Here is a 17,132-nt window from a genome sequence, read left to right on the forward strand (position 1 = left end):
ATTTCGAGATGTGCCGATTCCATGCTAATTCATCTTCTCATTCAGCAACGCCGATTTGTTTTCGCGTTTCTCGTCGCGTTGTTCTTCTTTAGTGCCCTTCTTATCATCCTGTTCGGGTGGCGGTGGCGGATCAGTAGGTTGCGGTTTAGCGGGTTGTGGTTCAGTACTCGGAACAGGCGACGCCGACACGGGTGGAGTAGGTTCTGAAGAAGAGGGTGACGTAGCAGGAGGTTCTGGAGGAGGTTCTGGATCGGGTGCCGGAGTAGACGCAGGTGTTGTAGGAAGAGGCTCAGGATCGGGTTCAGGGATGGGAGCAGAGAAGTCGGGCGTTGGTTCCTGACTAGATGCGGGTGTTTCGGTCGGTCGCGCCGGTGCCACAGGCGATTCTTCAACCACGGGTGAGGGAGGAGTCACTGAAGGCGAGGGAGGACTGAACCGAGATGGCTGCAATAGCACAACGCTTGCTCCAAGCGCTGCAACACCGACACTAGCGCCGAGTAGCCAAGGTTGCCACTTTCGGAGTCTAGGTTCAGACAGGGGAGCTAGGGATTGGGGAGCTACAGTTTCGGTGGATTGCGGCGATCGCGCGATCGGAATGGTGGCAACATGGCTCATTGGCTGAACAACGCCTTGAACTGGTGCCGAAGTGCTTCTCTCAAGGTTTGCCGTGTGAATTGCTGCATCGGGCAGTAAAGAGAGCCATTCGGTTACACTAGCAGGTCGATAATGGGGTTCCATTGCCATGCCGCGCAGAATGGCTTGATTTGTGGCAGGACTTAAATCGGGTCGTAGATCTCGTGGTTCTGAAAGCGCTTGTCGATCGCGCAGCACCGATGCGATCGGCACCTGTGCGGTCACCAGCGTATATAACGTTGCCGCAAGCCCATACACATCCGTAGCGGCAGTGCGTTTTGCTTGGGGTAAGTATTGCTCAATTGGAGCATATCCTTCAGAAATCATGCTCGTATGAATTTGGGTCACACCCGGAGAAAACTCTCGTGCCGTGCCAAAGTCAATTAATACGACTTGTTCAGAGCCTTGGCGCAGAATGAGATTTTGCGGTTTCACATCTCGATGCAGTAATCCAAGGTGATGCACAGCGTTTAATGCGGCTCCGACTTGTCGGACGAAGGCGATCGCCATCGTTTCGGGCAAAGGACCATTGGAAGCCACGACTTGCGCTAAGGTCGAACCCGGAATATAGTCCATCACCATGTAAGAGATTCCGTCTTCGATGAAGAAATCACTCACGCGCACAATACTGGGATGCACACACAGCGCTAACCGTTTCGCTTCATCCTGAAACTGTCGTTGGAAGTCTACAAAATTTGCATCTTGACGCAGGGTGTCATTCACCGTCTTAATCACGACGATCTGATCTAACCAATGGTGAGTGGCTTTATAAGTAATGCCAAAGCCGCCGCGTCCGAGTTCCTGGTCGAGGGTATACTTGCCGTTTTGCAGAGTTTTGCCAACAAAGGGAGCCATAGACGATCGCTCAGGGTAGGTCTGAATTGACCGTTCTAGTTTAAGCTGTCTCGATGTGCTTGTGGACTGTCCAACGATGGATCGTCAGTAGGCATTAAACCTGTTTGTAACTATGCGAACATGCTTTGCAGTCAACACTTGGCTCGTTCTGTGACTGCATTTTTTGCCCATTGCGATGTTTGGAGCTTGGCAAAATTAATAAAGTTAATCGTAGCTATCATCATGATTTCGGTGAACCATTAACCCATTTTCCCTGAGGTAAAGTTGAGGAAGAGTTAGTTATAGCTAGGGGGGAATGTTATGTCAACTCAACTACCAAATTGCATCCCCGGTTCTCCTTGGTTGCAACTGAGGCATTGGATTGCCGATCCGATCCAATTTCAGGAGAAATACAGCCAACTCTATGGAGATATCTTTACCATGCAGCTGGCTGGATTGGGATTTTGTGTGGTGATTGGTAATCCACAAGTAATTCAGGAAATTTTTAACCGAGATTCCAAACAGTTTGATGTGGGACGCGCGAACGCCTTGGCAGAACCGCTAGTTGGGCGAAATTCTCTCATGCTGCTGGACGGCGATCGACATCGACGAGAACGCAAATTATTAATGCCGCCGTTTCATGGAGAAAGGCTACACACTTACGCCCAGCAAATTTGCCTGATTGCGGATCAAGTCGCCAGCGAGTGGCAAGTTGGTCAAACTTTTGTGGCTCGAACTGCGATGCAGAAAGTTAGCCTTGAGGTGATTTTGCAAATTGTCTTTGGTTTAAGCGATGGAGAACGCTATCAACAACTGAAGCCCCTACTCACCGCTTGGCTCGATATGACCGATTCTCCGTTGCGCTCAAGCATCTTGTTTTTGCAGTTTTTACAGCGCGATTGGGGAGCCTGGACACCGTGGGGACAGATGAAACGGCGACAACGTCAGGTTCATGATCTGCTGCAAGCAGAAATTGAGGAGCGACGACAGACGGGCCATCAGGGACGCACCGATGTCTTGAGTTTGATGATGGCAGCGCGAGATGAAGCCGGACAAGCAATGACCGACGAGGAATTGAGAGATGAACTCCTCTCGATTTTATTTGCTGGACACGAAACTACAGCCACAACGTTAGCGTGGGCACTGTATCAGATCCACCGACTGCCCGATGTGCGGAAAAACCTGGTGCAGGAACTAGATAGCTTAGGGGAACATTCAGCCCCGATGAAAATTGCTCAACTTCCGTATTTAACGGCAGTTTGTCAAGAAACGCTGCGGATGTATCCCGTCTTGCCAGTCCTGTTTCCACGCATTACTAAATCTGCCATGACGATCGCAGGATATCAGTTTGATGCTGAGACAACATTGATGCCAAGCATCTACATGGTACACATGCGCGAAGACCTGTATCCAGAGGCTCACCACTTTAAGCCCGAACGTTTTCTGGAACGCCAGTACTCTCCTTCTGAATATTTTCCCTTTGGTGGGGGAAGTCGGCGCTGTCTGGGATATGCGATCGCTCAACTGGAGATGAAACTCGTCCTTGCAACGGTTTTATCAAAGTATGATCTTGCTTTGGTAGAAGATCAACCCGTTCAACTGCGCCGCCGTGGATTTACCCTTGCTCCGGCAGGTGGGGTGCAGATGAAGATGACGGGGAAACGCTCAACACCTATTTACTCAACATCTATTTGATGGACTGATTCTATTTGATGGGCTGATTAATGGGCTGACCTGCCAGTGTTTGCAATACAGGCATGTATCTAGCGATCGCGCGATCCTAAATTAAAACCCTCCTAATTAAAGTTGCGATCAATGATCTGACTGCTGTAACGGTAAAACGATCGTGAACTCCGTTGATAGATTAAGTGATTTACCAAGTCTCGCCTACCAGCTAACTATCAGTGCTGAATCACAATTTTGCCGAAGTGAGCGCCGCTTTGCATATGACGGTAAGCCGCTTTAGCTTCGCTAAACGGAAAGACACGATCGACAACGGGTTTGATTTGATGTAGCGCGATCGCGGCGTTCATGGCTTCAAACATGTCGCGACTACCCACGTAAATTCCCTGCACATCAATACTCTTCATGAGAATTTGCGTGTGATTCACTTCACCCGCGCCTGCTAGAATTCCAATCAGGCTCACTTGCCCGCCAACGCGCACCGATCGCAGCGATTTTTCCAACGTTCCAGATCCGCCCACTTCGATCACTTGATCAACGCCTTCTCGCTGGGTTAGTTCATAAACTTTTTTCTCCCAATCGGGATACGTTTTGTAATTTATGGTTTCGTGCGCTCCTAAAGCTTTCGCGCGGTTTAATTTTTCATCGCTGCTAGAGGTGATGATAATTTTGGCTCCGAATACTTTGGCAAATTGCAGCGCAAAAATCGAGACGCCACCTGTTCCTAGCAGCAAAACTGTTTCACCTGCTGTTAAACCTCCTCTCGTCAACGCGTGCCAAGCCGTTACAGCGGCACAGGGAAGCGTTGCTCCCTCTTCGTAGGACAAATGATCGGGCAATTTGACGACGCCATCTTGGTCTAACACAACATAATCTGCCAACATTCCGTCGATCGCGCCACCGAGAGCAGAGACAGTGTTTTGGCGCGTTAATCGACCCGAAAACCAGGTTTGAAAGAAACAGCCTGCCACGCGATCGCCTACCTTTACCCGCGTCACGCCTTCCCCAATCGCTACTACTTCTCCTGCTCCGTCTGATATCGGAATAAGGGGAAGCGTTTGCCCCGGATACAGGCCTTGAACAACGACAGTATCTCGGTAGTTCAGGGAAGTGGCTCGAACGTTAATGAGAATTTGACCTGCACCAGGCTGCGGATCGGGAAGTTCTGCGATCGTAAGGGCATCAATTCCTGACGCAGTTTGAATTTGATAAGCTTTCATGGTTTCGTCTCTGCGATTAGCTGGGTTTAGTTTAAAGCGCCATTGATTTACAAGCTCTAAAGGATCGCAAACTGGTTTTGTAAGTGATTCAAGTTAAATTGCTAAGAATTTCTGAAGTTAAATCCGCGATCGCTTTGTAAGCTCCGAAGGATCAGGAATTTGAATCGCAAAATCAATGAACGATGTGTAGATCACGAGCGTAGATCCCGCAGTTAAACTCGTTTGATCCCTGAAAAACTTGATTTTACTCCGTGATCACGGAGAGTTGATCTATGAAAAATGAGTTGCTAATGCAATCACGCGGAAATTTAACTGTGATTAGAGAGTGCGATCGTCGTAAAACGTGATTTGTCTCAGTGCTTACGGAGATGTTGCCTAGCAAAAATTTGAACAGATGCTGTGATTAGCTCAAAGCAAACCTTCGAGAGGATTCCTGAAGTGAAATTTGTTGCGATCGTAAGAATCTTTTCTGAGTTATCTTGCAAGTGCTAAAAATCAATACCAGTCCTCGATCTTAAGTCGTGAAACTCTGGAAAACTCATCGACATTGCGAGTGATAAGTCGCCTGGAGTGCGATCGCTGTTCCAGCAATTAAAACATCGATTGAACCAATTGGAGTTCCTTGTTGCTCTAGCTCGGCGCGAATTGTAGCGGCAGCAAAAGCGGCATTTCGATCAAACGAAACCAAATGAACGCGGCTCAAAAGTTGCTGAAGCTGTTGGGTGCGCTTTGCAGGCGAGGTAGATTTTGCAATGCCAACTTGCAGTTCAAAAAGAACGAGTGTCGGAATGCAAATTTCTTTGGAAACAACGCTATGAAGGTTTTGAGTAATTTGTCCTTGACCTTTGAAGTAGTAAATTAGAGTGTTTGTATCTAAAACGTACATTTTAGAGGCTCTCCCGCCGGATATCTTGCCCTATCTCCATGCGAATCTCTTCTAAAGTGGGAAAGTCATCTGCCCAAGCTCCAGATAGGGAATGAACCAATTCTGACCAAGGCATCGAAGCATCTGAAACATCTACTGCTTTGGTTGATCGGTTTGCATTTAGGTGCTTGGCACGAATAAACTTTGCAAATGTGAGAATTTCGTTGGCTTGCTCTGGGGGCAGAGTTTTGACAATCTCGTAAATCTGTTCAGGAATAGCCATAATCAAATTCTGAAGCAACGTGCAGTTTGGATTTCATTTTAGTGATCGTTGGGAGCTTGCAGTAGCTGACTAGATTAGTTTAATTATCGCTATGCAAGCCCCAACAGAGTGCCAAAATCTTTACTGAATGAGAGCAGACTAGGCTTACGCTAAAATGTTGATGCTGAAGTTTAGAAGTTATACTTATGCAGCAAAACATTGAAGAAGTCTCTACGTCAGAGTCTCGCGCTGCTGAAATAGAGCGAGCTAGAGCTAAAAATCAAGCCATGATTGAACTATTGCACTCCTGGCAAACTGACGGTGACGAACACGAGCAGACGGAATCATGGGAATATCTGCGTCAAGTGCTGGATCACGATCGTCTCTCTAATCGTCCTCTGTTTCCATGAGTAGAATTATTGTCTTGGATTCTGGTTTGTCTTAATCCGGCGACTTCAACATTTGCCAAATCTCTACATCAAGTTGAGACATGTATTCTGGCTCTAGCTCACCAATTTTGCGAACAATTCGCTTTCGATCGATTGCCCGTAACTGAAATACCATTGCGATCGAAGGCAGTGACAACCCATTTAGTTTGGATGGTTCAACTCTCACCGTAAATGGAAATCGAGCCGCGCCTAGCGAAGAGGTAACAGGCACAACCATCAACATTGGGGAAGACGTAACCTCAGTTTGCACTGCGATCGCGGGACGATTCCCTTTTTCCTCGCGTTTATCTGATTCTGGTAATGCAACCAGTAGAATATCTCCCCGCGCCATCTACTGTTCCTCAGCCGCCAGCATTGCTTCCATGCTGAGCCAATCCTCGTCACTGGCAGCTTCCCACAAGGCAAACTCATGATCAAGGCTATCTGTTTCTAAACCTAGCGAAGAAGCCAAAAGTGAGACGATTTCATGGCTGACAGACGATCCACGGGTCTGCGCTCGTTGCTCAATAGCACGATATAACGTTGCGGGAAGCGATACCTGAGCGTTGATTTGTTCAGCATCCATAAGCTTTTCCACCGTCATTCTTACGTTTCATTATCGCTGATGTTGGGCTATGAAGAGTGAAGACTGCTTGTTGTAGCTATTCACACATTAAACAATTCGTAACGACTGACAAAGCGCTCTTTTTTCGATACGCTAAACTGCATTTACTCATACAAAGCGCGTTCAATTCGTACCGCTTTGAGACTATCGCAAGCGTTCGGGGGAATCGTGGCTCAAGTCGTTCTCGAAAATATCTATAAAACCTACCAGAAAGGCATAACTGAGCAGGATACTGCTGTATTGCGATCGATTAATCTACTGATCGAAGACGGCGAATTTATGGTGCTAGTCGGCCCGTCAGGATGCGGTAAAAGTACGTTGCTCCGGCTGATTGCCGGACTTGAAGAGATTACGGCGGGGTCAATTCGAGTCAGCGATCGCACTGTTAACGATCTACCACCCAAAGAACGAGACATCGCAATGGTGTTTCAAAATTATGCGCTCTATCCTCACATGAGCGTTTACGACAATCTCGCCTTTGGCTTGCGACGGACAAAACTTGACGGGCAAAATTCGCGTTGGATCGATAATGTATTAGTTGGATCAACTCGCAAACTCCCAACCAAATTGCGGTACGTCACCGATCGAGAACGCGCTGTTCAAGAACGGGTAAAACTTGTTGCCCAAATGCTGCAAATTGAGCCACTGCTCAAGCGCTTGCCCAAACAGTTATCGGGTGGACAAAAACAGCGCGTCGCGTTAGGTCGAGCAATGGCACGCAACCCGCAAGTATTCTTGATGGATGAACCGCTGTCTAATTTAGATGCAAAACTGCGGGCAGAAACTCGCGCTCAGATTGTTAAACTGCAACGGCAACTCGGCACAACGACCATTTATGTCACCCACGACCAAACCGAGGCGATGACGATGGGCGATCGCATTGCGGTCATGAACGCTGGACAAATTCAGCAACTCGCCACCCCACTCGAACTGTATCACCGTCCAGCAAACCGCTTTGTTGCAGAATTTATTGGTTCACCGCCCATGAATTTCCTACCGATGCAAGTTCGCGCTCCATTCACTCTGCACCACGCGCTCTTTCGCCTCACCTTGCCTGATTCTTGGAAAACTATACTGACGCCGTATGATGGTCGCATGGTGACGCTAGGAATTCGCCCCGAACATTTGAGCGTGGGTGTTCCATCGGAGCAGACTATTCCCGTTAAGGTTGATCTTGTAGAAGCGTTGGGAAGTGAAACTTATCTGGCAGTTAAGTTGAGAGATAATTCTGACCTAATGCAAGTGCGAATAGACCCCGATCGCAGAGTCAGAATTGGAGAAGAACTGTGGTTAGCGATCGCAGGGCGCAACGGAGAACCTGCGATCGACAATATTCATATCTTTGATTGCGATACGGGCGTCGCCCTCAGAGCCGATACATTAGCCGATAGAATATGAGTGACGCTTTAAACTGCGTAACACTTAATCCATGTTAGAAACCCTTCAAACATCGCTTTACGAATTGGCTCAGTTTGCGAACGGGCTTGTTTCGACTCAGCTAACTCATCTCACACCTGTTAGCGCGGCGATTATCTTCGCGGCGGGGTTGCTCACTAGCCTGACTCCCTGCACACTGTCGATGTTGCCCATCACCATTGGCTATATCGGCGGATACGACACTGACAATCGTTGGCAAGGAACGCTCCAATCGACCTGGTTTTCGCTTGGACTTGCAACAACCCTGGCAGGATTAGGCATTGCAGCGACGTTGTTGGGGCAAGTGTACGGGCAGATCGGATTAGGACTGCCGATTGTGGTGAGCCTAGTCGCGATCGTCATGGGTTTAAATCTTATGGAAGCCTTACCGTTTCCGCTGCCGTCGTTTGATGGCATGAATTGGATTTCTAAAGACTTGCCGACGAGTGCGCGATCGTATTTCTTGGGCGTCACGTTCGGACTAGTGGCATCTCCGTGCAGCACTCCCGTTTTAGCAACCATCCTCGCTTGGATTGGGTCTACAAAAGATCCGGTTTTAGGCGGCACGCTGTTGCTCTGTTACACCGCAGGTTACGTTGCGCCCCTGATTCTAGCGGGAACGTTTACCGCGTCGATCAAGAGATTGCTAGAAGTGCGGCGTTGGTCGGCTTGGATTACGCCCACCAGTGGAGCGTTATTAGTCGGATTCGGCGTATTCTCGCTGCTGTCGAGATTTGGATTACTGAGTTAAGCCATTTAACAATTATGAATACTTGGATTACTGCGCCGAAGCGATATTTTAGAAAAGAAATTGTACCCGTTCTGGCAGATTTGCGCCTCGCGATCGCATTGCTGTTAGCGATCGCCATCTTCAGCGTTGCTGGAACCGTAATCGAGCAAGGACAATCGCTGGCATTCTATCAATTCAATTATCCAGAACATCCGGCTCTGTTTGGCTTTCTCACTTGGAAAGTGTTGCTAACAGCAGGCTTGGATCATGTGTATCGAACCTGGTGGTACCTAGCAATCTTGATTCTGTTTGGCGCAAGTTTGACCGCCTGTACCTTTACGCGTCAGTTGCCTGCGTTGCGCTGGTTTTCGCGGACATGGAATTTCTACAGTCAGCCCCGCCAATTTCAAAAGTTTGCCCTGAGCGCAGAATTTAAGCAAGCTCCACTTCCAGACATTGCGCCCTTGCTAAAACAGCGCCGCTACAAGATTTTTCAAGAAGGCGAAAAACTCTACGCGCACAAAGGCATCATCGGCAGAATTGGTCCGATTGTGGTTCATGTGGGAATGCTGGTGATCTTGCTGGGTGGCGTGATCGGCGCGATGACCGGATTTATCGCTCAAGAAATTGTTCCAAGTGGAGCAACCTTTCAAATCAGAAATGTCACCGATGCTGGACCCTTTGCGAATCTTTCGGTGCTGAATGATTGGGCAGTGAAAGTCGATCGATTTTGGATTGACTATTTGCCGTCTGGAGAAATCGATCAGTTCTATTCAACGCTGTCTGTGTTGGATAAAGACGCCAACAAAATAGATCAGCAAACGATCCACGTTAATCAACCGCTTCGTTATAAAGGCGTCACACTCTATCAAGCGGATTGGGCGATCGCAGGCGTTCAGCTTAAATTAAACAACAGTCCACTGTTGCAGTTGCCAATGGCAAAATTAGATGCGATTGGTGGCAGAATTTGGGGGACATTTTTGCCGCTCAAACCGGATCTCAGCGATGGTGTTTCTCTTGTGGCGAGAGACATGCAGGGGTTGCTGCTAATTTACGATATGCAGGGCAAACTGATCTCTACTGTACGTAAAGGCATGTCGGTTGAGATTCACGGGGTTAAGGTTGCGATCGCGGATATCATCGGCAGCACCGGATTGCAAATCAAAGCCGATCCCGGTATTCCTGTGGTGTACCTCGGATTCGGCTTACTGATGCTCGGCGTCATGATGAGTTACGTATCTCACTCGCAAATTTGGGTACTGCAGCAAGAGGGCACGCTGTATATCGGAGGAAGAACGAATCGCGCTCAAGTGACATTTGAACGAGAGTTTCTCAGCATTTTGGATCAATTGGATAGTCAGAGAAACTCGGTTCAATCATCAGAAGATCAGCTTGCGAGTGTTTGATGGTGTAAATGATCCACAAGTTTAAGGAGGATCGCGAGACACTCTGCTTCTTTATCATTACATCTATGGTTCGGGTCAGCGGTTACCAATACTTTTGCAACACCACAAGCAGCTTCGTTCAATCCGCTGCACCAGAATGGTTAGGAGGCTGGCTGATGTTTTGCTGTTGCACTGACTCGATAAATCTTTGAATGGCTTTTAAGTATGACTGCTCCCCTGGCTGATAAATTTTTACATGATCAGCACCAGAGATAATAAACAATTGTTTTGGCTCAGAAGCAGCATCATATAGGCGTTGGCTCATCTCAGATGGCACAACTGAATCAGATTTTCCATGTAGGAATAAAACCGGAACTTTGAGGGATTGAATTTTTGAAAGCGAATCAAACCGTTCACTGAGAAGAAAATTAATTGGAAAAATCTGGAGGAATGCTCTATGTTTCACTGCTTCTGCCATTGAGGTGAAGGAACTCTGCATGACTAGCCCCCCTGCCTCCGGATGCCTTATTGCTAAATCCAGTGCAATCGCTCCTCCTAAAGACTCACCATAAATAAAAATTTGCTCTGGTGGTATTTGGTGCACATCCCGTAGATATAGCCAAGCTGCTTGGCTATCCTGATAAACCTGCAACTCATTGGGAAAATCTCCCTTACTCAGACCGTATCCCCGGTAGTCAAACACTAACACTGAAAAACCTAGCTGCCGGAAGGCTGACACGCGAGCCAGATAATTGTAGTCCCCCATGTTTCGCCCAACCCCGCAAAGATACAGCATTACTTTCGGAGAAGTGAGACTGTTGGTAGGCTCGTCAGGTAAGAGAACAAAGTTTTCGTGCTGTGCAGGGGCAGGAATCCACCAACCGTGTAGTTGTGCTTGAGAACCTGAAATTGGTATCCAGATATCCTCATAGGGAAGAGCAAAGTCTGAAGCATCAGGTCGCATCGAAAGCTCTGATGTTGGGCGATAAATTAAATAACGCTGCCGTACAAGTAGAAATAAACAAGTTGACAAGTAAGCAAGTGCAAGAACCGCTGTTACAACAGTCAGAAACTGCTTCTGTTTTTGGGAGTACCTCAACCTGCTGATCACGACTCTACTCTAATCGCCACTTTCAACGTATCACATCAAAACTACTAGCGGTAGCTGATATTGGCTTCGATAAGTAAGCTACAACTACGCTCCCAACCGAGGAATGAAAACGACTTAATCCTGCGATCGCTGCCAATGTTTCTAGAGAAAGGTCACTGGCGTAGTGAGCATGAAGATAGTGTTGCTGCTTGTAATAATAAAAACAAACGATTCAACGTTGCATCCGTGAGAAATGCCAATGAGGAGAAGGGAAGATAGGCAGGCTTCTCAGCTCTTTCAGCCGCAATTGTATGTAGCCATGCTGGGCTGATGTGCATCATTTCAAAATAGGCAGGGGCTGAAAGATAGGTGCGATCGCTATGTGAATGTGTCTCACCTGAATGGATCACGTTCAGGCTTCCAGTGGGGATGGAATGATACGTACCCCGATACTGATATTGACCTTGACAGTTGAAGCTTAAACCAAACTGATAGTCTTCGTGGGAATGTTTAGGAAGCGGTTCTACGGAGCCTGATGTATAAGCATATCGCTTCAGCAAAATGCCATCCGATTCCCATGCTTGAACAGAAATTTTCGCTGCTTTGTTTTCCATAAAAACAATTTAGTCATTCTGCTTTGCACATCAGCATGATTGCTGAACCCGTGAATAACTTTTTGGTCTCGTGCCTACCAATAACTTAGCTGGCTAACAAGAACAACGATCGCATCCAGTTGACTGTAACCGATGGGGTTGAATGGGCTACAGGGAATTGAATATAACAAGGGAGTGTGTTGGGTTTACTGCCATCAACCTAACTTACGCGACGGCACGATCTCACTACGGGAGGTCGGAGAGCGCACTTATTACAATAGCTTAAGGCTACTTCTAAAGCAAACTCATATCGATTATGATTAAACCTGTGACTATTTCATGATGATTTAAATCGCTTTCTAGGTAGCTCTAATTTGCAGCCGTACATTAGCGTTTTTCCAAAGACAGGAGATAATATGAGCAGTGGAAACGGATGCCCATTTACGGGTGGAGGTCAGAAACATCAGCCTCGTCATAGACCGTCGAACCGAGACTGGTGGCCGCATTATTTGCATCTAAACATCCTCCACCAGCACACTCCCCAGGCCAATCCCATGGGTGAGGAGTTCAACTACGCTGAGGAGTTCAAGAGCCTCGACTTAGCTGCCCTGAGGTCAGATATCTATGAGCTGATGACCACCTCCCAGGACTGGTGGCCAGCCGACTACGGCCATTATGGGCCGCTCTTCATCCGGATGGCATGGCACAGCGCAGGCACCTATCGGATTGGTGACGGTCGCGGCGGCGCGGGCTCGGGTAGCCAGCGGTTTGAGCCCCTCAACAGTTGGCCCGACAATGCCAACCTCGACAAGGCTCGCATGTTGCTTTGGCCAGTTAAGCAGAAATACGGCAAGAAGATCTCGTGGGCCGACCTCATGATCTTCGCGGGTAACTGTGCGCTGGAGTCGATGGGCTTCAAGACGTTGGGCTTTGCTGGCGGACGCGTGGATGTTTGGCAGCCAGAGGAAGACATCTACTGGGGTTCTGAGAAAGCCTGGCTCGGCAATGAGCGTTACGAAGGCGATCGCGTGCTCCTGAATCCTCTCGCCGCCGTTCAGATGGGCCTGATCTACGTGAACCCGGAAGGGCCAGACGGCGAACCTGATCCGATTGGCTCAGGGCGCGATATTCGCGAGACCTTTAGTCGGATGGCGATGAACGACGAGGAGACAGTCGCGCTCACCGCCGGTGGGCATACCTTTGGCAAGTGTCACGGTGCGGGCGAAGCCACGCACGTCGGTCCTGATCCTGGGGGAGCCACCGTCATCGATCAGGGCCTCGGCTGGAAGAACACCTTCAACACGGGTGTCGGCGTCGATGCGATCACCAGCGGTATCGAAGGCGCATGGACTCCCACACCGACGCAGTGGGACAACAGCTATCTCGAAACCCTGTTCAAATATGACTGGGAGGTGACGAAGAGCCCCGCTGGCGCGTGGCAATGGAAGCCCAAGGGCGACGCTGGTGCGGGTACGGTGCCCGACGCACACGATCCGTCAAGACGGCACGCCCCCATGATGACCACGGCAGACATGTCCATGAAAATGGATCCCATCTACAATCAGATTGCGCAGCGTTACCGCGATAACCCGGATGAGTTCGCAGATCAGTTTGCTAAGGCGTGGTTCAAGCTAACGCACCGCGACATGGGTCCGCGATCGCGATATCTCGGCTCAGAGGTTCCTCAGGAAGAGTTCTTGTGGCAAGATCCCATTCCCGCAGTTGACCATGAGTTGATTGATGAGCAGGACATCGCTGCCCTTAAGGAAAGGATTCTTGCTTCGGGACTGTCTATCTCCCAACTGGTTTCGACGGCTTGGGCGTCAGCGTCAACGTTCCGCTGCTCCGACATGCGCGGTGGGGCGAACGGGGCGCGCATTCGCCTTGCGCCGCAGAAGGATTGGGAAGTCAACCAGCCAGAGCAGTTGGCAACGGTGCTGCAGACCCTAGAGAAAATCCAACAGGAGTTCAACAGCTCGCAGTCTGGTGGGAAGTGGGTCTCGATCGCTGACTTGATTGTTCTTGGTAGCTGCGCAGGCATTGAGCAAGCAGCGAAGAACGCGGGTCACGACGTGACGGTTCCCTTCAAGCCGGGACGCACGGATGCGCTGCAAGAGAAAACGGATGTCCAGTCCTTCGCGGTGCTTGAGCCGACCGCAGACGGGTTCCGCAACTACACGAGCGGCAAGCACAGCGAATCGCTCGAAGAGCTGCTGGTTGATCGGTCGCAGTTGCTGTCCCTGTCAGCTCCTCAGATGACGGCTCTCCTGGGTGGCTTGCGCGTCCTGGGCGCGAACTTTGGCGGGTCTAAGCACGGCGTCTTTACCGATCGGCCAGAGACGTTGACCAATGACTTCTTCGTGAACCTGCTCGATCTGGGCACGACGTGGAAGGCGACCTCTGAAGCTGAATATGTGTTCGAGGGGAGCGATCGCAAAACGGGTGAACCGAAGTGGACTGCTACCCGTGTTGACCTCATCTTCGGCTCGAACTCTCAGCTCCGAGCCCTCGCGGAAGTCTACGGAGCTGCGGACTCGCAGCAGAAGTTTGTGAATGACTTTGTGGCAGCGTGGGACAAGGTGATGAACCTCGATCGCTATGACCTTCGCGCAGTCTTAGCGGAAAGCTCTGCAAGGGGTTTCTAAGCGTAACTTCAACTGCTCATCAAGCGATCAGAGGTCAAAGCTACGCTGCGGCAATCCTGAACGCAGATGGAAGCTAGAGACAAAAATGAGGGCAGCGTTTCAACTTGTCTTGAAACGCTGCCCTAGCTTTAGGTCCTTACGTCAAAGCTCTAACGACTGGTTAGACCGTGCCTCAACGAAGTGACTCTCAATTGCGATCGGATTTGCCAAGCTTCTTTTCGGAGAAGTTGACTGCTCGATCAATGTCATCAGTTCACACACTGCTGAATACTATGACAACTCTGGCGGGAACCAACACATTACGATTCGATCGAAGATGTAATCAGAAAGAGTTTTGATGAGTGAGGCCCGGTGAGATCGCTTTGTTAGGCCGCGCCCTATCCGAGTCGCCCATGCGCAGAACGGCGAAACAGCCACGCCGCTCCAGCGAACAGCGCGACGAAGAACCCGTTCAGGACCGAAAGCTCTAGCGGTCCGCTCCACGGGTCGCCCAACCTGGCAGTCAGCGAGATCGCGGCGACTGACGTCTGAGCGAGCGCCGTAGCGAACAGCGCGCGGGCCATCCCACGGGGTCGGAAGCGCGCAATGAAGGCACCGATGATCCCGACGGCGAGCACCCCGAAGTACATCAGGTTGGCAGGGTCGCCATCCCTCCCGATGATGCCGACGCCGAGGCTCAGCCAGACGAGGATGAATGCTGCCGCGATCGCAATGCCGACAGCGAATCGGTACGTGGGGTTGTACGTGTTCATCGTTCCTCCTGGGTTGATGGATAGTCTAGTGCTATGTACTCTAATTCCGCAAAGTGATGCAAGATTCCGCAAAGTGATGCAAGCGTAGGAACAGCACACCGAGCAGCCCAGTGGAGCGGAAACGGCTCTGGATATATTGTCTTGCCCATTGACGCTGGAATAGATTTTGCCGAAATCGGCGATCACTTCACGATATCCTCCTATTCGCCACATAACGGTTCTGGTCAGCGGTTAAAGATCCGTTTCACCCGCCGCAAATAACTTTAAACGCTCATAGATATACAGTACCTACAGCATTACGATCTCAGATCAACCGCGAAAATTCGCGTCAGCAGAAGGCTGGAAACAAAGCAGAGAGACTGTTGGGTTGTTCGCTACAGGGCAGTGCATCCATAGTGTAACAGCCTTCTGTTGGGCAACTTTGCAAGGAATCGACACGTTATGATGCGATCGAAGGTGTGAGCGGCAGGAGTTTTAATTGATAAGCTTTGCTGCTTTCTAGGTCTATATCTGTATTCTAGCTGCCTCATAAAAACAAATACTCAAAGTAACTGCCATAGAAATAAATATCCTTATAATAAATACGTTTACTATAGTAGAAAGGGTAAACGCAGATGCTTATGAATATTACTCCGACAAATCTTGACTTCGTTTCGCTTCAAGTTCAAGATCTACAGGCTTCTAGCCTGTTCTACACTCATACATTAGGATTTGAAGTCGGACAGTCGCCTAATCCAGTTGCCGTTGTGTTTAGAGATGCGGCTGGTGCCATTTTTGCAGTTCGCAAGCCCCTGATTGACCTTTCGACTACACCTCGGTTAGGGGTCGGAGTTGGTCTGTGGTTCGCGGTTACAGATGTACAAGCTGCCTATCAACAAGCAACCCAAACTGACGCAACCATTCTTCAAGAGTTATCAGACAGTCCATTTGGTCGAATGTTTGTTCTCTCTGATCCTGACAGCTACTCCATCACGGTGCATCAATCATGAAACAACCGCATTATTGGATTGCCGTTGCCTCCAAAGAGCATGTGATCAAAGGCGTTGACCAAGGCTTTTGCCAGCTTTGTCATGGGAAAAGCAACCCACTCAAACGACTGGCTCCTGGTGACTGGATCGTTTACTACTCCCCCCGTGTAAGAATGCAGGATGGTGACCTGATCCAATCTTTCACTGCGATCGGTCGAATTTTGCCTGGTGAACCTTATTGTTCCGATATGGGAGGTGGATTCACTCCCTACCGTCGAGATGTGCAATTTATCAACGCATCAGATGCACCGATCCGACCGTTGCTCGATGAGTTATCCTTCATCAAAAATAAGCAGTCTTGGGGCTATGTTTTCCGATTTGGGTTGCTGGAAATTCCCGAATGCGACTTTCAACGGATTGCAACTGCGATGCAGGCTACCTCCTCTTGTTCACAGCGCTATGACTATTGACTGGGACAAAATTTCACGCTTTGCTGTGCCAGATGACAGTGCAGGCTACCTCCTCTGGCAAGTGACCCACGCTTGGCAGCGTCAGGTTGAAGTTGCACTTTCAGAACTTGATATTACTCACCTACAATTCGTTCTCCTCGCTGGGATTGGCTGGCTTACTCGTCAAGGCGAACGGCTGACTCAGGTGCAACTCGCGGAGTTTTGCAAAATTGACGTGATGCAAATTTCTCAGGTGGTGCGAAAGCTAGAAGCTAAGAAGCTGGTTCATCGATTTCCTCATCCAACCGATACACGAGCGAAAGTATTAAAGCTAACACCTGCTGGCGAACTCATTCTCAAACAAGCATTGCCACGCATCGAGCAGTTAGATACAGAGTTTTTTGGTAAAGGGAATCAAGCCGTGTTGCTTGCCGAGCTACAAAAGCTCCAACGCCAGACCGAGTAAAGGTGATCGCACTATGACTGGCTTTGAACCTGCCTAGGTTCTGTTGACATTTGAGGTAATAGCAACAGAACCTCTCCCTACTCTCAAT

At 49.3% G+C, this 17,132-nt stretch carries 18 protein-coding genes and 1 pseudogene; 10 read left to right on the forward strand and 9 right to left on the reverse strand.

The genetic code is table 11. The annotated features are described in order from the left end of the window. Positions 1–24: 24 nt before the first annotated feature. Positions 25–1,488, reverse strand: a complete 1,464-nt coding sequence (locus tag AC5I6P_RS18050) for a serine/threonine protein kinase (RefSeq protein WP_495695169.1) — start codon at positions 1,486–1,488, stop codon at positions 25–27. Between the two features lie 300 nt (positions 1,489–1,788). On the opposite strand from AC5I6P_RS18050, the gene AC5I6P_RS18055 reads away from it, so the two are divergent. Continuing rightward, positions 1,789–3,162 (forward strand): cytochrome P450, encoded by a 1,374-nt coding sequence (locus AC5I6P_RS18055; RefSeq protein WP_495695170.1) that lies wholly within the window; start codon positions 1,789–1,791, stop codon positions 3,160–3,162. A gap of 206 nt (positions 3,163–3,368) precedes the next feature. Here the strand turns inward: AC5I6P_RS18055 and AC5I6P_RS18060 are convergent, their stop codons facing one another. The 3 genes from AC5I6P_RS18060 to AC5I6P_RS18070 all read right to left on the reverse strand — a co-directional run bounded on the left by AC5I6P_RS18060 (position 3,369) and on the right by AC5I6P_RS18070 (position 5,518). Next, entirely contained in the window at positions 3,369–4,370 is a 1,002-nt protein-coding gene (locus AC5I6P_RS18060; protein WP_495695171.1) for a zinc-dependent alcohol dehydrogenase family protein, read from the reverse strand. Between the two features lie 538 nt (positions 4,371–4,908). Further along, the gene (locus AC5I6P_RS18065) at positions 4,909–5,256 is read right to left on the reverse strand and encodes a PIN domain-containing protein (RefSeq protein WP_495695172.1); all 348 of its coding nucleotides are present in this window, start codon (positions 5,254–5,256) and stop codon (positions 4,909–4,911) included. Between the two features lies 1 nt (position 5,257). After that, positions 5,258–5,518, reverse strand: coding sequence for a DUF2281 domain-containing protein (locus AC5I6P_RS18070; RefSeq protein WP_495695173.1), 261 nt, complete (start codon positions 5,516–5,518; stop codon positions 5,258–5,260). A 185-nt stretch (positions 5,519–5,703) separates the two neighbouring features. On the opposite strand from AC5I6P_RS18070, the gene AC5I6P_RS18075 reads away from it, so the two are divergent. Then, entirely contained in the window at positions 5,704–5,907 is a 204-nt protein-coding gene (locus AC5I6P_RS18075; protein ID WP_495695174.1) for a hypothetical protein, read from the forward strand. 31 nt (positions 5,908–5,938) lie between these two features. Here AC5I6P_RS18075 and AC5I6P_RS18080 read toward each other — a convergent pair whose 3' ends face one another. After that, the gene (locus tag AC5I6P_RS18080; protein WP_495695175.1) at positions 5,939–6,277 is read right to left on the reverse strand and encodes a type II toxin-antitoxin system PemK/MazF family toxin; all 339 of its coding nucleotides are present in this window, start codon (positions 6,275–6,277) and stop codon (positions 5,939–5,941) included. After that, on the reverse strand, positions 6,278–6,511 hold the full coding sequence (locus tag AC5I6P_RS18085) for a hypothetical protein (RefSeq protein ID WP_495695176.1): 234 nt from the start codon (positions 6,509–6,511) through the stop codon (positions 6,278–6,280). It abuts the gene before it with no gap. Positions 6,512–6,718: 207 nt separating this feature from the next. Between AC5I6P_RS18085 and AC5I6P_RS18090 the strand changes: the two are divergent. From AC5I6P_RS18090 to AC5I6P_RS18105, 4 genes and pseudogenes are all read left to right on the forward strand, one after another. Beyond that, a pseudogene (locus AC5I6P_RS18090) lies at positions 6,719–7,291 on the forward strand (ABC transporter ATP-binding protein); the annotation flags it as partial. 243 nt (positions 7,292–7,534) lie between these two features. Further along, positions 7,535–7,948 (forward strand): TOBE domain-containing protein, encoded by a 414-nt coding sequence (locus AC5I6P_RS18095; protein WP_495695186.1) that lies wholly within the window; start codon positions 7,535–7,537, stop codon positions 7,946–7,948. Between the two features lie 31 nt (positions 7,949–7,979). After that, the gene (locus AC5I6P_RS18100) at positions 7,980–8,717 is read left to right on the forward strand and encodes a cytochrome c biogenesis protein CcdA (RefSeq protein ID WP_495695177.1); all 738 of its coding nucleotides are present in this window, start codon (positions 7,980–7,982) and stop codon (positions 8,715–8,717) included. 14 nt (positions 8,718–8,731) lie between these two features. After that, positions 8,732–10,102: a cytochrome c biogenesis protein gene (locus AC5I6P_RS18105; protein WP_495695178.1), complete on the forward strand. Its 1,371-nt coding sequence runs from the start codon at positions 8,732–8,734 to the stop codon at positions 10,100–10,102. Positions 10,103–10,220: 118 nt separating this feature from the next. Here the strand turns inward: AC5I6P_RS18105 and AC5I6P_RS18110 are convergent, their stop codons facing one another. Together AC5I6P_RS18110 and AC5I6P_RS18115 are read right to left on the reverse strand one after the other, a co-directional pair. Further along, entirely contained in the window at positions 10,221–11,045 is an 825-nt protein-coding gene (locus tag AC5I6P_RS18110) for an alpha/beta hydrolase (RefSeq protein ID WP_495695179.1), read from the reverse strand. 299 nt (positions 11,046–11,344) lie between these two features. Beyond that, positions 11,345–11,785 (reverse strand): AraC family ligand binding domain-containing protein, encoded by a 441-nt coding sequence (locus AC5I6P_RS18115; RefSeq protein WP_495695180.1) that lies wholly within the window; start codon positions 11,783–11,785, stop codon positions 11,345–11,347. A 395-nt stretch (positions 11,786–12,180) separates the two neighbouring features. Here AC5I6P_RS18115 and katG point away from each other — a divergent pair, with 395 nt between their 5' ends. Next, complete coding sequence (gene katG, locus AC5I6P_RS18120; protein WP_495695181.1) at positions 12,181–14,409, forward strand: catalase/peroxidase HPI; 2,229 nt, start codon at positions 12,181–12,183, stop codon at positions 14,407–14,409. A 377-nt stretch (positions 14,410–14,786) separates the two neighbouring features. On the opposite strand, the gene AC5I6P_RS18125 is transcribed toward katG, so the two are convergent. Continuing rightward, entirely contained in the window at positions 14,787–15,161 is a 375-nt protein-coding gene (locus AC5I6P_RS18125; protein WP_495695182.1) for a hypothetical protein, read from the reverse strand. Positions 15,162–15,781: 620 nt separating this feature from the next. Between AC5I6P_RS18125 and AC5I6P_RS18130 the strand changes: the two genes are divergently transcribed. From AC5I6P_RS18130 to AC5I6P_RS18140, 3 genes are read left to right on the forward strand one after another with little or no spacing between them, the layout of a single operon-like run. Beyond that, positions 15,782–16,150, forward strand: a complete 369-nt coding sequence (locus AC5I6P_RS18130; RefSeq protein WP_495695183.1) for a VOC family protein — start codon at positions 15,782–15,784, stop codon at positions 16,148–16,150. Then, positions 16,147–16,599: an EVE domain-containing protein gene (locus AC5I6P_RS18135; protein WP_495695184.1), complete on the forward strand. Its 453-nt coding sequence runs from the start codon at positions 16,147–16,149 to the stop codon at positions 16,597–16,599. Before AC5I6P_RS18130 ends, AC5I6P_RS18135 begins: the two co-directional genes overlap by 4 nt. Further along, a complete protein-coding gene (locus tag AC5I6P_RS18140; protein WP_495695185.1) occupies positions 16,589–17,044 on the forward strand; it encodes a MarR family winged helix-turn-helix transcriptional regulator in 456 nt (151 codons plus the stop codon). Before AC5I6P_RS18135 ends, AC5I6P_RS18140 begins: the two co-directional genes overlap by 11 nt. Positions 17,045–17,132: the final 88 nt, after the last annotated feature.

The sequence above is a fragment of the Myxacorys sp. genome, assembly GCF_059501405.1.

What these genes read in the sequence shown, in the direction of transcription:
- AC5I6P_RS18050 (WP_495695169.1), bottom strand. Translation starts at nt 1,488, where the DNA reads ATGGCTCCCTTTGTTGGCAAAACTCTGCAAAACGGCAAGTATACCCTC.
- AC5I6P_RS18055 (WP_495695170.1), top strand. Translation starts at nt 1,789, where the DNA reads ATGTCAACTCAACTACCAAATTGCATCCCCGGTTCTCCTTGGTTGCAA.
- AC5I6P_RS18060 (WP_495695171.1), bottom strand. Translation starts at nt 4,370, where the DNA reads ATGAAAGCTTATCAAATTCAAACTGCGTCAGGAATTGATGCCCTTACG.
- AC5I6P_RS18065 (WP_495695172.1), bottom strand. Translation starts at nt 5,256, where the DNA reads ATGTACGTTTTAGATACAAACACTCTAATTTACTACTTCAAAGGTCAA.
- AC5I6P_RS18070 (WP_495695173.1), bottom strand. Translation starts at nt 5,518, where the DNA reads ATGGCTATTCCTGAACAGATTTACGAGATTGTCAAAACTCTGCCCCCA.
- AC5I6P_RS18075 (WP_495695174.1), top strand. Translation starts at nt 5,704, where the DNA reads ATGCAGCAAAACATTGAAGAAGTCTCTACGTCAGAGTCTCGCGCTGCT.
- AC5I6P_RS18080 (WP_495695175.1), bottom strand. Translation starts at nt 6,277, where the DNA reads ATGGCGCGGGGAGATATTCTACTGGTTGCATTACCAGAATCAGATAAA.
- AC5I6P_RS18085 (WP_495695176.1), bottom strand. Translation starts at nt 6,511, where the DNA reads ATGGATGCTGAACAAATCAACGCTCAGGTATCGCTTCCCGCAACGTTA.
- AC5I6P_RS18095 (WP_495695186.1), top strand. Translation starts at nt 7,535, where the DNA reads ATGAATTTCCTACCGATGCAAGTTCGCGCTCCATTCACTCTGCACCAC.
- AC5I6P_RS18100 (WP_495695177.1), top strand. Translation starts at nt 7,980, where the DNA reads ATGTTAGAAACCCTTCAAACATCGCTTTACGAATTGGCTCAGTTTGCG.
- AC5I6P_RS18105 (WP_495695178.1), top strand. Translation starts at nt 8,732, where the DNA reads ATGAATACTTGGATTACTGCGCCGAAGCGATATTTTAGAAAAGAAATT.
- AC5I6P_RS18110 (WP_495695179.1), bottom strand. Translation starts at nt 11,045, where the DNA reads ATGCGACCTGATGCTTCAGACTTTGCTCTTCCCTATGAGGATATCTGG.
- AC5I6P_RS18115 (WP_495695180.1), bottom strand. Translation starts at nt 11,785, where the DNA reads ATGGAAAACAAAGCAGCGAAAATTTCTGTTCAAGCATGGGAATCGGAT.
- katG (WP_495695181.1), top strand. Translation starts at nt 12,181, where the DNA reads ATGAGCAGTGGAAACGGATGCCCATTTACGGGTGGAGGTCAGAAACAT.
- AC5I6P_RS18125 (WP_495695182.1), bottom strand. Translation starts at nt 15,161, where the DNA reads ATGAACACGTACAACCCCACGTACCGATTCGCTGTCGGCATTGCGATC.
- AC5I6P_RS18130 (WP_495695183.1), top strand. Translation starts at nt 15,782, where the DNA reads ATGAATATTACTCCGACAAATCTTGACTTCGTTTCGCTTCAAGTTCAA.
- AC5I6P_RS18135 (WP_495695184.1), top strand. Translation starts at nt 16,147, where the DNA reads ATGAAACAACCGCATTATTGGATTGCCGTTGCCTCCAAAGAGCATGTG.
- AC5I6P_RS18140 (WP_495695185.1), top strand. Translation starts at nt 16,589, where the DNA reads ATGACTATTGACTGGGACAAAATTTCACGCTTTGCTGTGCCAGATGAC.